Genomic DNA, 16,235 nt, shown 5'->3' with positions numbered 1-16,235 from the left:
CGCGGTCGGGACCGCGGCTAAGCATGTGGCCAGTAGTTCTTCTCGGTGTCGACGGAACCGCCCCAGCCGATGATGTCGATCCACACGTCGACGCCGTCGCGGCCCTTCCAGCAGCCGATCTGGGTCGAGCCGGCGCCGTCGAAGTTGACCCGGTACGACGCGCTGCCGATCTGGCCGTCCACACTGGAGTGGCAGGTGACCGAGTAGGTGCCGATCTTCAGGTTCTGCCAGTTCACGACGAAGTAGCGGCACCCGTTCACGCAGCCGCTTCCGGCCGCGCCGCCCTCGGTCACCCAGACGCGCGGCGGCGGCGGGCTGTCGGTCTTGGCGGAGTCCGAGACGATCGCGGACTGCTGTCCCGCGGTGTCGAATGCCTGCGCCTTGATCGTGTGGGTCTGGTCGTAGCCGTTGCCGACGGTCCTGGATCCGCTGTTCCCGAGGGACTGCCAGCCGTTGCCGTCGATGTTGACCTTGACCGTGACGTCACGGCCGTTGCGGGCCGGCGGGCTCCAGCTCAGCGTCACGCTCTGACCGTTGTTCACGGCGCGCACCGAAGGGTTGCCGACCGGGCCGTACGGCTGCAGATTGCCCTGCGAGCCCGCCGCTCCCGGCTGCGACTCCTGCCCGCCGACGACCGAGTACGCCCGCACGGAGACCGTGTAGGTGCCGTTGTTGGCGGCGTAGATGTTCGTGCCGTCCCAGTTGCGGCTCCAGCCGCTGCCGAGGGAGTACTCGTAGTGCGTCTCGGACGGGCTCGCGCCGTTGTAGTCGGAGAGCGTGTACGTCACGGCGATGTTGTTGTTCCCCTCCTTCGCGGAGGTGATCGTGGTCTGTCCCGGCTGGCCGAACGCCCGCTGCGCGTTCGACACGCCCGACCAGGCGCCGGCGCCGGCCTTGTTGTTGCCGCGCACCTGGAAGGTGTAGTCCGAGGTCGAGTTGCCCACCGTGACGTTCTGGGTGTTCGTGGTGCCGGGGATCCCCGAGATCGTGCGCACCACGGATCCGCCCTGCAGCACCTGCAGGTCGTAGCTCGAGATCGCGTCGCCGTTGGGGCCGGCCGCGCTCCAGGTCACCGTCATCTGCGACTGGCTGCCCACCGAAGGAGCGCTCTGCGCGGTCGGCGTGCCCGGCGCGGTCGGCGGACCCGCCGGGATCTCCGCCGCCGACCAGCCGCTCCAGCTGGACGGCTCCGGCGCGCGGTTAACCGCCTGCACGCGCACCTGGTAGTTCGCGCCGTTCTCCAGGCCGTCCCAGTGCAGCGAGTTGCCGGTCACGCCCGTCTTCTGCGCCACGCCGCTGGGCGGCGCGGGCGAGATCTCCAGGTTGTACGAGCTCACCGGCGATCCCGGCGTGGTCGGGGTGGTCCACGACACGTCCAGCGACTTGTCGCCGAACTTCAGCGTCGGCGGGTTCGGGGTGTCGGGGCGCGCGTCCGGCCGCGCGACCGCGGAGGCCGGCGACGGCTTGCCCTCGCCCACGCGGTTGGTCGCGGTGACCGTGAACGTGTATTCCACGTTGTTCGTCAGCCCGTCCAGCGTGCACGTGGTCGAGGCGCACTGCTTGTTGTAGGAGCCGCCGCCGGCGGCGCGCACGGTGTACCCGGTGATCTCGGCGCCGTTGTTCGACGGCGGCGCCCAGTTCAGCACCACCGTGCGGTCCTGCACGCTGGTCACCTGCGGCGCTCCGGGCGCGTCCGGCACGCCCTGCACGGTCACGACGATGCGCCCCTCGACCTGGCGGTCCGGATCCTTCGTCGCGTCCTGGATCCGGTAGCTCGCGACGACCTGCCCGATGAAGTCGGCGGCGGGGGTGATCACGACCTTGTCGCCCTGGACGGACGAGTTCGCGGAACCGGTCTGCACGTCGACCGACATGATCTTCAGCGGCTTGTCCGGGAACGGGTTCACGTCGTTCTCGAGCACGGGGATCGTCACCGGCTTGCCCTGATCCGCCTGCGGGACCGTGTCGGTGTTGGCGACCGGGAGCGGGCGCGTCGACGCGGCGACCGTGACCGAGACCGTGCCGTCGACGGGCGGCGTCTTGCCGTCCGTGATCTTCAGCTTCACCGTGCTGCCGCTGCCCTTGGGCGTCGACGAGTCGGCGGACACCTTCAGGGTCGAGCCGTCCAGCTCGGCCTTGATCCCGCCGTCCGGCTTGCCGGAGATCTCGTAGCTGATCTTCTTCGCGTCGCCGGGATCCGGATCCTTGGTGAGCGCGGCGAGGTCGACGCTCTGGGCGGGCTCGCCGGCCGCGACCGAAACCTGCGCGTTCGTGAACGCGGGCGGCTGGTTGTCGGGCGGGAGCACCGTGATCGGGATGCTCAGCGTGGCCTTGCGCCCCTTCGGGTCGTCCGGCCCCGTGCCGTCGGTGACCTCGAACGTCAGCGCGTCCTCGCCGAAGTAGCCCTGCTTGGAGGTGTACACGAGCGTGTGCTCGTCCTTGATCAGCGCGGCGCCGTTGCTGTTCACCGCGCTGACCTTGTCGGCCTGGGTGATCCGCGCCTGGCCGCCGCCGGCGACCGAGACGTACTGGGAGAGCGGCAGCTCCTTGGTCTGGCCGCTCTTCACCTCGACCGGCTTGGTGGAGGTGAGGGTCGGCGCGAGCTCGCTGAGCGCAGGGACGAAGATGAAGGCGGAGGCGGCCTGCTTGTCCTGGTCCGTGATCGTGTACGGGATCAGCTGGCGCTGGTCCGTCACGGCGACCTGGATCTTGCGATTCGGCAGCACCTTGGCGGAGTCGTCCTGCACGCTCAGCTGCAGGTCGTCGATCGTGCCGTCCGGATCCTCGTCGTTGTCGAGCACCGGCACCTCGACGCTCTGGCTGCTGCCCTTGACGTCCGAGGCCTTGATGCGGTCGTCGCGGGCGATCGGCGGCACGAGCGGCACGTCGTCGGCGACGGTGATCTGGACGGGGGCGGTGGCCGTCGCCCCGTGCGAGTCGACGACCGTGTAGCCGACGGAGGTCTGGATCGGGCGGTTCGGCGCGGTGATCAGCACGCGGTCGCCCGAGACCGTGGCGCTCAGCCCGTCCACCCCGGACGGGAGCTCGAGGCCGTTCTTCACCAGGCCGATCGTGTCGCCGTCGGGGTCGGAGTCGTTGCCGAGCACCGCCACCGCGACCGTCCGGCCCGGACGCATGGTCACGGAGTCCTTCACCGCGTACGGCGCCTGGTTGATGTTGGATCCGGGCGCGATCCCGACGTGGACCGTCGCCGTGGCGTCCTTCCCGAGCCGGTCGCGCACCTTGTAGGTGAAGGAGTCGATGCCGCTCGCGTTGTCGAAGGCCTGGTAGGTGAGGAAGTTCGATCCGACCTCGGTGACCTGGCCCTGCTTCGGCGCCGAGTCCAGTCCGACCAGCTCGACCGAGTCGCCCTCCGCGTCCAGCCCGTCCAGCGGCACGGCGATGCGCACGCTGGTGCCGCTGAGCGCGCGCACGGTGAGGTCGTGCGGCCGGGGCGCGGTGTTCGTCTTCTCGTCGACCGGGAGGACCTGGATCGTGATGTATCCGGCCGCCTTCTGCCCGTTGGAGTCCACCGCCTCGTAGGTCGCGTAGACGGTGCGCGCCGTGCTGCCCGCCTTGAAGCGCACCGTGTCCTGCGACACGAACGCCTCGCCGAACTTCGGGTCGACCAGGGGCTCGACGAGCTTCGGGGCGACGTGCAGGGTCGTGCCCGGCGCGTGCTTGTCGTTGTCCAGGACGTGGATGGTGACGACGTCGCCGGCGCGGACCACCGCGGTGTCGTCGTTCGCGACCGGGGGCTCGAGCTTGGCGGGGGCGGGGATCGGGATGACGATCACGTCGCCGTCCGCGGTCTTGGATCCGTTCGAGATCCGGTAGCTGATCCTGGCTTCCTTGTCGAGGTTGCCCTGGTCCGTGATCCGCAGCGTCTCGTGGTTCAGCACCGACACCGCGATCCCGCTGTGCGGAGGGACGGTCACCGACTGCACGACGAGGATCCCGCCGGCCGGGTCGATGTCGTTGTTCAGCACGCCCACGAGGGTGTCGCCGCCGGTGGGCAGCAGCGCCACGTCCCGCACCGCGATCGGCGGCGCCTGCTCCGCGGTCTTGTCCAGCACGTCGATGCGGACCAGGCCGGGCACCGCGTTCGGGCCCGCGCTGGCCAGGTACTGCACGTAGTAGACGCCGGGGTTCGCGGCCTGGAAGGTGAACGTCCCCTCGGCGAAGTTCGGGACGAGCGTGGCGCCGGGCGTCTCGTCGACGCGGGCGAGGCGCAGCTGCTCCTTGCCGGAGCTGGAGTCGTTCGCGAGCGGGGTCGCGGTGACCTGCTCGCCCGCGCGGGTCTGGTAGTGGTCGGCGTTGGTGACCGGCTGCGTGGTCCCGGCCGGGCGCACGTCCAGGTTGATCGTCCCCGTGCCGAGCTCGCCGAGCGCGTCGGCGACCACGATCTTGATCTCCTTGCGGCCCGGCGGGCTCGCGACCGCGTGATAGCTGAGCTGGCCGTCCGGGGTGAAGTCGACCTGGTCCCCGGGGGCCGCGATCACGTCCTTCAGGTACATGTCGTCGCCGTCCGGATCCAGCCAGTCCGGCAGCGCGTTGTACTTCAGGGTGCCGCCGACCTCGACCGTCATGGTCGGGGTGCGCTGCTGCTTGGGTGCCGCATTCGTATCCCAGCCGTGCACGTCGACCGCGACGGTCGCCGTGGCCTTGCCGCCGCGACCGTCATCGGCCTGGTACTGGAAGGACGCGGATCCCGAGGCGTTGTCCGCCACGGCGATCTGCAGGGCGCCGCCGTTGTTGATCGGCTGCACCTGGCCGATCGAGGGCTGCGCCTGCGTGAGGGACGCGACGAGCACGTCGCCGTCCGCGTCGGTGTCGTTGTCGAGCACGGGCAGCATCGTGGTGCGGCCAGGCCGCACGCCGAAGCGGTCGTCGTGCGCGACCGGCGGCGTGTTCTCCGGAGTGCGCTTGGGGAGCGTGGTCTGCACCTGGTCGTCGGTGGTCTGGTCCTGCTTCTCGGTGTTCCCCTCCGGCGGGACGATGTCCTGCCAGTTGTCCACCCGCTGCAGGTTGTCGGTGGCCAGCCACGCCGCGCCGCTCGCGGTGTCGTTCAGCACCACCACGTCGCGGTTCACCCGGAACACCAGCGAGGTGCTGCTCTGCGCCCCGTCGATCGTGGTCTTCAGGTCGTTCCCCGAGCCGATGCAGTCGCGGATGAACTTCGCGGACCCGCCCCATGCGGCGTAGGTGCACCCGCTCACGAACACGGGCGCCGCGGGGGAGCCGGTGCCGCCGGCCTCCTGCACGGAGGGCTCGGAGCCGTCCAGCGGCACCGAGATCAGCGCGTCGGCGGTGGAGATCGCCGCCACCGTGTTGTCGTCCGAGGGCTGCTGCAGCACGGCCGCGTCGAGGCTCTTCAGCGCGCCGCCCTTGAGCTCGGTGCGGTGCCCGTCCGCGTACACGGCCTTCGCATCCGCGTCGAGCACGACCGGCGTGGAGCCGACGACGGTGATGGTGGGCTTCGCGCCGCGTGCGAGGTCGATCCCCTCCGTGGCGGTCGGCTGCAGGTCGCCCTGCGCGTCGATGTGCACGGTGACGATCGAGCGCTGCTTCGCCGAGACGGCGTAGACCGTGCCGTCGCGGCCGACTGCGACGTCGGCGTTCGGTCCGAGCGTCGCGGCCGGCTTGGTGCTCGCGGCTTTGAATCCGCTCAGCCCCGACGCCGGCAGCACCCAGAGCTTGCCGTCCTTCGGCTCCAGGATCGCGACCGTGGTGCCGCCCAGGGCGGACTTGGCGCCGCCGGGGACCGAGACGGCGTCGCCCATCACGACGCGCGCGGGGTCGATCGTCGTGAGCGTGGACGAGGAGCGGTCGGTCACCAGCACCGTGCCGCCGGCCTGCAGCACGTCGTAGTCCTCGCTGGCAGCGCGCAGCCCGCCGTCGAGCACGCGGGACTGGTTGTTGAAGTGCCCGACCAGCAGGCTCGAGGTCTTCGTCAGCCAGACGCCGCCGTCATGCAGGTCGACCTCGGCGGTCGGGTTGCCCTCGTAGGCGAATGCCATGCCGGCGACCGCCACGCTCGCGGCCGCGACGCCGGCGACGGAGGCGAGGGTCTTCGGACGCATCCGCAACCACGCGAACGACTTGACCACGAAAAAGACCCCCCGGTTGGACCTGCCCAGCAGTCCCATGAGCGACATTCAGGGGACTGTAAGAGTGTAGACCGCGATTCCCGGCGTGCACGATGGGGAGAACTGCCCAGGTGCGGGTGCCTGTCCGGCTGCTAGGAGTAGCGCGGGGGGACCCAGAGCAGCTGGGCGGCGACGAGGCCGCGATCCCGGCTGACGATCTGGGCACGGCCCGGGATCGACGGGACCGCCTTGATCTTGCCGATCAGCGGCCCCTCTTCCGGGCTGCCGCTGAGCAGGATCCCGGTCGCGCCGAGGTCGGTCATGCGCTGGATGATCGGGTCGTACGCGGCGCGGCTCGCGCCTCCTGTGCGACGGGTGAGGATCACGTGCAGGCCGAGGTCCCCCGCCTGTGCGAGCAGCGGCGCGAGCGCCGTGATCGGGTTGCCCTGCGAGGTCGCGACCAGGTCGTAGTCGTCGATCAGCACGAAGCCCTCCGCCCCGGTCCACCAGGAGCGGGTGCGCAGCTGCTCGGGAGTGACGTCAGGGCCGGGGATGCGGCTGCGGAAGAACGCGGCCAGCTCTCCCATGCCGCCCTCGGCCAGCTCGTGCGAGGTGAGGTACGCCCCGAGGTACTCCTGCGGGATCTCGCCGAGCAGCGCGCGCCGGTAGTCGACCGCGAAGATCTTGGCCTGGTTCGGCGCGTAGAGCCGCATGATCTCGTGCACGACCCCGCGCAGCATGGACGACTTGCCGGAGTCCGCGTCGCCGTACAGGTACAGCAGCGGCTCGGCGAGCGGATCGATCGAGAAGGGTGCCAGGTTCGCCTCGTCGATCCCGAGCAGCAGCTCGCGCGGCTCGGTCCCGCCGGCATCCCGTGCGGCGAGCGCGCGCAGCTCGTCGTGGGTGATGCGGTCCGGCAGCAGCCGCAGCTTGGGGCCTGCCGGGCCGCGCCACGCGGCGCCGACGCGCCGCTGCAGGTCGTCGACGCCGTCGGCAAGGGAGGACGCGTCCTCGATCCCGTCCACCCGGGGCAGCGCGGTCAGCATCTGCAGGCCGCGCGAGTTCAGACCGCGGCCGGGCAGAGAGGTCACGTTCGCGGCGGCCTTGCGGTCGACCTCGGAGTCGCTCGCGTCTCCCAGGCGCAGCTCGATCCTGGTGCCGATGAGGTCCTTGATGTTGGCGCGCACCTCCATCCACCGGGACGCGGTGAGGATCACGTGCACGCCGTAGGTGAGTCCGCGCGCGGCGATCGCCTGGATCTCCGGCTCCAGGTTCTCGAACTCGGCGCGCAGCGTGCCCCAGCCGTCGACCACGAGGAAGATGTCGCCGTAGCCGTCGTCGACGGATCCCTCCGCGCGGCGCCGCCGGTACGTGTCGATCGAGTCGATCCCGTTCTGCCGGAAGTAGACCTCGCGCGCGTTCAGCAGCGAGGTGATCTCGTTGATCGTGCGGCGCACCACGTCGGGCTCGGACCGGGTCGCGAGGCCGCTCAGGTGCGTGAAGCCCTGCATGCCGGCGAAGCTGCCGCCGCCGAAGTCGAGGACGAAGAACTGCACCTCGTGCGGGGTGTGCGTGAGTGCGAGGGCGACGACGGTCGTGCGCGCGAGGGTGCTCTTGCCGCTCAGCGGCGCTCCGACGATCGCCATGTGCCCCGCGGCTCCGCCGAGCGAGATGACGAGGTCCTCGCGGCGCTGCTCGAGCGGCACGTCCACGATCCCGAGCGGTACGGTGAGCCCGCCCACCGCGCGCCAGCGCGGCGAGACGAGTCCGAGCTGCGGATCCTCGACCAGGTCGCCGAACAGGCCGCCGAGCGTCGGCGGGATCTCCAGCGGCGGCAGCCAGACGCGGTGCGCCTCCGGGCCCCGGCCGCTCATCCGCTCGACCGCGATCTCGAACGTGTTGCGGGTCTCCTCGGGTTCGGCGGGCCGGCCGGCGTCGGCGACGGCCTGCTCCTCGACCGGCTGCTCGCGGATCGGCACCGGAGCCGCGGTGAACAGCTCGACCGCGGCGTCCTGGCCGCCGCGGCGGGCGGACCCCACGGCGCGACGCCGGCGCGGGGGTGTCCCCGACACGTACGCGGCGCGGAACTGCGTCATGGTCTCGGTGTCGCTCTTGAGGAAGCCGACGCCCGGCTCCGGGGGCAGGTGATACGCGTCCGGCACGCCGAGGACGGCACGGGACTCGGATGCGGAGAACGTGCGCAGGCCGATCCGGTACGACAGGTAGGTGTCGAGGCCGCGCAGCTTGCCCTCCTCGAGCCGCTGCGAGGCGAGCAGCAGGTGCACCTGCAGGGACCGGCCGACCCGGCCGATGTTGACGAAGCTCTCCACGAACTCGGGCTTGGCGGCGAGCAGCTCGCTGAACTCGTCGGCGACGATGAGCAGCGCCGGCAGCGGCGCCAGATCGGTCCGGCCGCCGCGGCGGGCCTTCTCGTAGTCGGACACGTTCGCGAAGTTGCCGGCGGCGCGCAGCAGCTCCTGGCGACGCACGACCTCGCCCTGGAGCGCGTCCTGGAACCGGTCCACGAGCGAGAGCTCGCTGCCCAGGTTGGTGATGATCGCGGAGACGTGCGGCATGCCCGACATGCCCGCGAAGGTCGCGCCGCCCTTGAAGTCGACGAGCACGAAGTTCAGCTGCTCGGGCGAGTGCGTCAGCGTGAGCGCGAGCACGAGCGTGCGCAGCACCTCGGACTTGCCCGACCCGGTGGCTCCGATGATCAGACCGTGCGGGCCCATGCCGAGCTGAGCGGACTCCTTGATGTCCAGGATCAGCGGGGCGCCGTCCTCGGTCTGGCCGATCGGCACGCGCAGCCTGTCGCGCTCCAGGCGGGGCGCCCACGCGGTGTCGAAGTCGACGTCGCGCACGTCCGGAAGGTCGAGGAGGTCGACGAGCTCCGCCTGTCCGCGCAGGACGGCCTTCTCCGCCGCGGGGGACAGCGCGGTGGGCTGCGCGGAGATCAGTCGCCGGGCCGTGGCCTCCGCCTCGACGATGGTGATCCCGTCGACCTCGAACGGCCGCGCCAGGGCCTGCCTGCTCACGAGCTCGGCGGCGCCGTGCTGCGTCGCCGAGAGCGCGAGGCGCAGCGTGCTCTGGTCCTCGAGCTCGCTCCACCGGGACGGCAGGTCGATCACCGTGACGCCGGCCACGCCGTCGACCAGGGTCGAGGTCTGCACACCGTCCGTGAGCACGACGATGTGCGGCAGCGGGGGCGATCCGGCGCCGCGCGAGAATCGCGGGCGCTCCCGCATCCCGGCCGGCAGCAGCTCCTCCAGCTCGCTCATCCGCGTTCCGATCATGCGCGCCGGTCCGAGGGCGTCGCGCCCGGTGCGCGAGTGGGTGTGCGGCAGCCACTTCGCCCACTCCCACTGCGGCAGCACGGCCTGGTCCGCGGCGATCACGATCTGCACGTCCTCCGGATCGTGCATCGTCGCCACGTGCAGCAGCATCGCTCTGGCCAGGCTCCGCGCCTCGTCCTCGTCACCGGTGACCTCGACGCGGGCGTAGTCGCGCAGGGCGACGCCGAGCGGCAGCTGCGTCTGCGTCGAGTGCGCGAGCATGAACCGGTGCGCGGCGGAGGCCGCGACCGGATCGAGCTGCGCGAGCGGGGGCAGTTCCGGCGCCTCCAGCGTGATGCAGAGCGGCTGGTCGCTGAGGCCCACGCGCACCGAGAGGAAGTCCGGATCCGCCGGCGAGCGCTCGCCGATCCTGGTGCGGTCCTCGGCGACGTACGGCAGCGCGGCGGGCGCGGGCAGCTGCCAGTTCGCCGCGCGCCGCTGCTGACGGGCGGCCACGCGGACCGACTCGCGGAGCTCGGTGAGGTAGGCGAGGTACTCCCGGCGGGCCGCGAGCGTGGTGGCCTGCTTCTGGGACCGCTGGCGCCAGCCGTTCACGAGCACGAAGCCGAGCGAGGAGACCAGCACCATGCCGCCGATCAGGAACCCGCCCGGTCCCTGGTTCGTCATGCCGACCATGACCACCGCGCCGATGCTGCCCAGCATCGGCAGCATCGAGGTGAGCAGGTTCGACCCGCCGTCGCTGGGCTGCAGCTCCGGCGGCGCCTGCACGGTGAGCTTGCCCGAGGGGACCCGCGGTGGTGCCAGTCGCGGACCCGTCATGCGTTCTCGCCTCTCTCGTCGTCCCTGCCGGATGGTGCCGCGCCGGTCAGGAGCAGGCTGACCGTGAACACGCGGTCGCCGATGCGCACGCGGTCGCCGTCGTCGAGCAGCGTGCGGGCGCCCGGGGGGAGTTCCGCGCGTCGGCCGTCGTCGGCGAAGATGCCGGATCCGTTCGTGGATCCGAGGTCGGTGGCCCAGGTGCGGCCGCGGGAGTGCTCGAGGCGCAGATGGGTCTTGGACACCGTGCTGTCCGGATCGTCGACCGCCACGAGCTGATCGCCGGGCTCGGACGGCGCAGGGCGGCGCCCGAGATTGACGACCGCCGGCAGGTCGATGCGCACGCGCTGTCCGGTGTCGAAGCTGAGCAGCAGGGCTTCACCGCCGGCGGGACCGGCCGCGGGCGCGGTGCGCGGTGCGGCCGGCGCGGGCGCGGGAGGTGCCGGGACCGGAGCCGGGGCGGCCGGGCCCGGGACGACGGCGGGGCGTGCGCCCAGCGCGGGGACCGCGGGGGGCGCCGGCGCGGCCGGAGCCTGCGCGGGCGGTGCGGGCGTGACCGGAGCCTGCGCGACCGGGACCTGCGCGACCGGAGCCTGCCGGACAGGGACGTGCGCCGCCGGCACACCGCCCAGGACCGGGATCGCGAGGCCCTCGTCGTCGTCCAGGGCGGGTCGTGACGAGGTGCTGAAGACCAGCGGAGGGGCGACGGTCGCCGACGGGGCGGCCTCGGCGGCGACGGCTCCCCGGCGGGGCACGGCCACGACGACCGTGCCGGCGGCCCGGTCCGCCCAGGAACGCCGCTTGCCGCCGGCGTCCCAGGCGCTCGACGCCACGACGATCCACGACCCGATCCCGATCATGAAGCCGGCGCCCGTCACCAGCGCGCGCACGAAGGCCCGCCCGGTTCCCGGCGAAGACGGGGCGTCGTCGCGCGCGGCGCGCAGCCGTAGCAGCAGGTTCCCCGGCGTCGCCCCGGTGCGGGCGAGCGCGACACAGAAGCCGATCGCGAGCTGCAGCGCCACCACGATCGCGAGGGTCGCACTGTGCGCGCCCAGCAGCACGGCCACGGCGACGGCGCCGATGAGCAGCGCGTCGATGGTGAACGCGATCAGGCGCGCGCCGGTGGAGGCCGGGCCGCCCGCGAATCGCGGTCCGAGTGCCCCTCCGCCGGACACCGCCACCGCCGACGGGGCGGGCGGAGCGGTCGTGACGAAGGCGGGTCCAGCCGGGGCAGGCCCAGCCGGCGCAGGCCCGACCGGTGCAGGTCCGACCGGGGCAGGCGCCGAGAACGGAGCCGGGATGTATCCCCCGGCGCGCGTGGCTGGAGCAGGCGCGGCTGCGGGGGGCGCCGCCGGCGCGCGTTCCTCCCGACGCCGGCGCCGTGAGGGTGCGGGTGCACCGGGGTCGATCACGGAACGGGGCTCCGGAACGCCGGCCGCACCCCCGGGCGTTCCCGGACCCCCCGGATAGGCACCGTTTCCGCTCACGTTGCCATCATTCCACGCAGCAGGGTGAGCACATCGGCGTGCAGGAGCGCCGCCGGCAGCGCCAGCGCGACCGCGAGAGACTCCACCGCGTCGCCCACGCGCGACCAGACCAGGGAGCGCGCACCGCGCGACACCGGACGGGTCACGGCCACCGCGATCACCGCGGCGACGAACAGGCCGGCCGCGCCGAGGAGCATGCCGTCGCCGCCCCCGGCACGGAGCCACGGCAGGGTCGCGGCACCGGCCGCCAGCACCGCGACCGAGACCACCAGCACGGCGACGGCGGCGGCCCGCGGAACCCAGCGCAGCAGACGGGAGGTGGTGTGCCGCGGGATCAGCAACAGGGCGAGGACCGTGCACGCGACCAGCGCGATCCCCCCGGCGAGGACGAACGGATCGTCCCGCCACGGTCCCTGCATCGCGAACGGCGTGAACACCGTCGCGGCAGCGCCGAGCAGCACGGTGCCGGCCGCGAGCCGGGCGGAGGAATCGTCGACGACGTCGCGCACGACCTCCTCGCGCACCTCCGTGACCGGCTCAGGGATCGTTCCGCGCACCGTCCACCGGCTGCTCATGAAGTGCTCGTAGTCGATGAACGCGCCCTCCGGCAGGTTCACCAGGGCGCTCGGCAGCGCGCGCAGCAGCAGCGGGACCAGACCGAGGCTGATCGCCGCGGAGTCCGCGACGCTCCCGTGCACGAGAAGCACACAGCCCCAGACGGCGGCGAACACGACGAGCAGGATCGCGACCGTCCCTGCCGCAGCGCGCACGCGCCGGATCCCGGTGAGCAGGGCGAGCAGCGAGGTCGTCACGGCCGAGCCGAGCAGTCCGGTCGCGACCGCGAGCTGCGCTCCCGACTCCAGGCCGGCGGGGATCAGCAGGGCGCCGGCGGCGAACGAGAGCGCGCCCGGTGCGAGCACGCCACGCAGGGCGAGCGTGTCGACGGTCCGCTCGTCCCGCGCCCACACGGCCGCGGTGACCGCGGCGGCCGCCGCCGCGATCAGGGCGGTGACGAGACGGGCCCAGGGCTGGATCGCGGTGGTCCCCGCGGCGGCCGCCAGCAGGAGCAGCGCGATGACCGCGAGCAGCAGCCATCGCGAGCCGTGATCGGCCCGCCCCGTCTCGTCGTCACCGCGACGGCGGCTCCGTTCGGGCCGCGCCGCCGGCCGGGACAGGTCCACCACCGTGTACAGGCCGCCCTCGATGAGCTCCTCGCCGAGGGTCGAGAGATCCACCTCGTATCCCAGCGGGTCGAGCACGGCGAACCCGGATCCCGAGCCCGCCGCGGCACCGGCCAGCCTCGCGGCCAGCCCCTGCGCACCGAGGACGTCGCCGAGCGGTTCGTCGAGGGGCAGCGCGAGATCCACGCGCGCCAGCTCCCCCGCCAGCGCGATCCGCCGACGCTCGATCACCCCTCCGCTCACCACAGCACCATATCCCGCTCACTACCCGGGGCTCGCCGATGCTCCTCGGACCGCCGGGCCCCGTGCGCGGCCTCGTGCGGGAGCCTCACTCCGGCGCTGGCTCGTCGCGGGAGCCGGCGCCGGCGCTCTTCGAGCGCGCGATCGGCTCCTCGTCGTCCTCCAGATGAGGGGCGATCGGGCCGTCCGATCCGTGCCCGGCGCGCTTCTTCGCCTCGCCCGAGGCGGCGCCGCCCTGGCCGCCGACCATGCCGCCGCCGGATCGGGAGCCCATTCCGGTCGCGCCCTCGGCCGCCCCGGATCCGGCACCACCGGCACCGCCCAGCCCGCCGGTGGTCCCCGATCCGAGCAGACCGCCCGGCTTCAAGGCCGAGAGGCTCGCGCCGCCGCGGAAGCCGGCGAGCCCGCCGCGCACACCGAACGCGAGCGCTGCGGCTCCCCCGCCGCCGGCCGCGCCGCCGAGAAGCCCGCCCGGCACCGAGCCGCCGACACCGCCGGCCGGCATCGGACCGAGACCGGATCCGCCTGTCCCGCCGCCGCCGGGGACGTGCCCGCGCAGGTCGGGATCGTCGATCGTGGGCCGGTCTCCCGGATCCGTGCCGTCACCGGGATCGATCGGCGAGTACGGAGGGTAGTCAGGCCCGCCGGTCAGCCCGCCGCCGTTCCCGCCGCCGGGCAATCCGCCTCCTCCGCCGGGGATGTACGGCCCGCCCGGGTAGCCGCCTCCCCCGCCTCCGGGCGCGCCCGGGTATCCGCCGCCGCCACCGGAGCCCGAATCAGCGGGAGGGGTGGAGACCGGCGGGTAGACGTAGTTCGGATCCATCAGGGACTGGCGCGCCTGCGCGATCTTCTGCGTGGGCTCCTGCATCGCGGTCCGCACCGCTTCGACCTTCGCCTGCGCCGCCTGCTCGCGCTGCCCGGCGAGATGGTCGGTGATCGTGGTGAGCGCGGTGTCGGCCGGGAGCGGGCCGAGGCCGGGATAGACCACGGTGCCCCCGGTCTTGATCAGGTTGACCCAGAACGGGGGGACGCTGCCGCTGGGGAGCTCGGCGCCGGACAGCACCGACCGCCGCGACGTGTTCGCCGTGTCGATCGCATCGACGATGACGCCGACGATCTTCTCGATCCTCGCGAACTTCGTGCGCATCTCGGCGACCTGCGCGCGCGCCGTGTCGCCGGCCGTTCCCTGCCACGCGTCCTTCGCCTCGACCAGCGCCTTCAGCGCGGAGTCGAGGGAGGACAGCGACAGCTGCAGCGAGGTCGCCTCGGGGATCCGCCAGTCCTCGATCTTCCCGATCGCTTCCCATTCCTGTTCGGCGCTCGCGCCGTCGTACCGACCGGTCATGCTTTCCCCCCGTCATGGAAAGGCGCGACAGGCGCCGCGCCTTCTGTGCTCATGGCTGCTTCCGGACTAGCGGCGACGCCGGCCGGCGCCGTGCGTCGCCGCCGCGCCGCGATCATGGCGGCCGCGATGGCCGCCGCGAGCAGCAGCACCGCGGCGCCGCCGCCGACGGCCCACGGCAACCAGGTGCCGCCTCCGGTCGACGGCTTCGAGGCGGCAGCGGGCGCTTCTGTCGACGTCGGCGTCGGAGTTCCGACGGTGCCGCCCGCCGCCCGCACATCGTCGGCGCTCGGGAGCTTGTTCGGCGTCGTGGTGTCGAACAGCGGATTCACGTCCGGGTACTTCGTCGGATCGTCCTTCAGCATGTAGGTCAGCGAGATCGCCCCGTACCCGAAGTCGCTGCTCCACTCCGGCGCGTGGTGCTTGCCTCCGGTGTTGCGGATCATCGTCTGCAGCAGCTGGTCGCCCGTCGCCTTCGGATACTTGCTCTTCAGCACCGCCAGGAAGCCCGCCACGATCGGGGTCGCCAGCGACGTTCCGCTCGCGAGCGACTGGTCGTCCCACGACGCTGCGGATCCCTGCTGCAGGATGCCGATCCCCGGGGCGGCCACCTTCACGTCGTTGCTGTCGTTGGGACGGGTCGTCGTTCCGGTGGTCGTCGTCATGATGTTCCCCGCGGCGTCGAAGGCCTGCACGCCGACGGCCCCGTTCGCCGCGGCCGGCCAATCGCCGGTGAACGCGCCCTGCGTGTCCGGGAGTCCGCCGACGACGACGACGTCGTGGGCGAACGCGTATGCCAGGGCTTCGTTGATGCCGACTCCGGTGCCGATCGAGACCGAGATGATGTCGGCGTGGGCGTCCACCGCCTGCGTGATCGCCTCGGCCATCGGCGTCTCCTTCTGGTTCACGCCGTTCGCGTCCGGGCAGACGAGGGTGCGGTTCTCGTCCACGGATCCCACGGTGCTGTAGTACAGCACGCGCGCGTCCGGGGCGACCCCGCGGATGGGGAGCTGCCCAGGGCCGGTCTTGCCCGTCCCGACGATCATCGCCGTCGTGTTCGTCCCGTGATAGGCGACCGCGTAGTCCGTGGACCGCGGCGGGTAAAGCGACCCGTCGGGCTTGTGGCAGATCGTCTTCGGCGACACCTCGATGTCCGCCCCCTGCAGCATCGGCACATCCGTGTTGATCGGGCCGTCGATCACCGCGATGGTGACGCCCTTGCCGGTGTAGCCGGCGTCGTGCGCCTCCTGCACATGCCCCCGGTCGTAGTACCACGAGCCGGAAGACAGATCATCCGCCGCCGATGCGGGGACCGCGCCCACGCCGACGAGCGCGGCGACCAGCACGGCGGCCGCGCCCAGGCGCACGGAGGAGGTTGTCGTCATCGGTAGGCGCCGTTCGAGGCCGTCTCTCCCGAACCGGTCTTCGGCGCGGGCGGAACGACCTGCTGCTCGGCCGAGGCCAGCAGGGACAGCAGGATCTTGCCCTCGTCCGCCATGGACGCATCCGCCTCGACCAGCTTCGTCACCGCGGCCTTGATCTCGTCGTGCAGATCGTTGACGCGCGTGACCACGTCCTGGGTCGTCGAGCTCAGCTGCCGGGCGGCGAGCCCGATCTCGGTGCGCAGCTCCGCGGTCACCGCGGACTTCCCGCCCTTCGACTCCGCCAGCGACGACGGAGCCGGGAACTCCTGCAACGACTTCAGGATCTTCTTCGTCAACATGAAGATGCCGTCGATGTCGACGGCGATCGGACCAGCCATAGCCCCCCTCTTTCCCTCCGTG

General features: G+C 72.3%; 7 protein-coding genes. All 7 read right to left on the bottom strand.

Annotated elements, in window-relative coordinates; all coding sequences use genetic code 11:
• Window positions 1-17 precede the first annotated feature (17 nt).
• The 7 genes from ACTJJZ_RS10995 to ACTJJZ_RS10965 all read right to left on the bottom strand — a co-directional run bounded on the left by ACTJJZ_RS10995 (window position 18) and on the right by ACTJJZ_RS10965 (window position 16,213).
• Window positions 18-6,158 carry an Ig-like domain-containing protein gene (locus ACTJJZ_RS10995; protein ID WP_440721224.1) on the bottom strand — a complete coding sequence of 2,047 codons (6,141 nt, stop codon included), beginning with the start codon at window positions 6,156-6,158 and terminating at the stop codon, window positions 18-20.
• 83 nt (window positions 6,159-6,241) lie between these two features.
• A complete protein-coding gene (eccCa, locus tag ACTJJZ_RS10990; protein ID WP_440721223.1) occupies window positions 6,242-10,204 on the bottom strand; it encodes a type VII secretion protein EccCa in 3,963 nt (1,320 codons plus the stop codon).
• Complete coding sequence (locus tag ACTJJZ_RS10985) at window positions 10,201-11,376, bottom strand: RDD family protein (protein ID WP_440721222.1); 1,176 nt, start codon at window positions 11,374-11,376, stop codon at window positions 10,201-10,203. The genes eccCa and ACTJJZ_RS10985 overlap by 4 nt, the downstream gene beginning before the upstream one ends.
• A 308-nt stretch (window positions 11,377-11,684) precedes the next feature.
• Window positions 11,685-13,112: a hypothetical protein gene (locus tag ACTJJZ_RS10980; protein WP_440721221.1), complete on the bottom strand. Its 1,428-nt coding sequence runs from the start codon at window positions 13,110-13,112 to the stop codon at window positions 11,685-11,687.
• An 85-nt stretch (window positions 13,113-13,197) separates the two neighbouring features.
• Window positions 13,198-14,454, bottom strand: coding sequence for a hypothetical protein (locus tag ACTJJZ_RS10975; protein WP_440721220.1), 1,257 nt, complete (start codon window positions 14,452-14,454; stop codon window positions 13,198-13,200).
• Window positions 14,451-15,836: a S8 family peptidase gene (locus ACTJJZ_RS10970; protein WP_440721219.1), complete on the bottom strand. Its 1,386-nt coding sequence runs from the start codon at window positions 15,834-15,836 to the stop codon at window positions 14,451-14,453. The genes ACTJJZ_RS10975 and ACTJJZ_RS10970 overlap by 4 nt, the downstream gene beginning before the upstream one ends.
• Entirely contained in the window at window positions 15,833-16,213 is a 381-nt protein-coding gene (locus ACTJJZ_RS10965; protein ID WP_440721218.1) for a hypothetical protein, read from the bottom strand. Before ACTJJZ_RS10965 ends, ACTJJZ_RS10970 begins: the two co-directional genes overlap by 4 nt.
• Window positions 16,214-16,235: the final 22 nt, after the last annotated feature.

Origin of the sequence: Microbacterium sp. 22242, assembly GCF_052045495.1 — a bacterium.
Taxonomy (GTDB): Bacteria; Actinomycetota; Actinomycetes; order Actinomycetales; family Microbacteriaceae; genus Microbacterium.
This window is presented reverse-complemented; position numbering and strand designations above follow the sequence as displayed.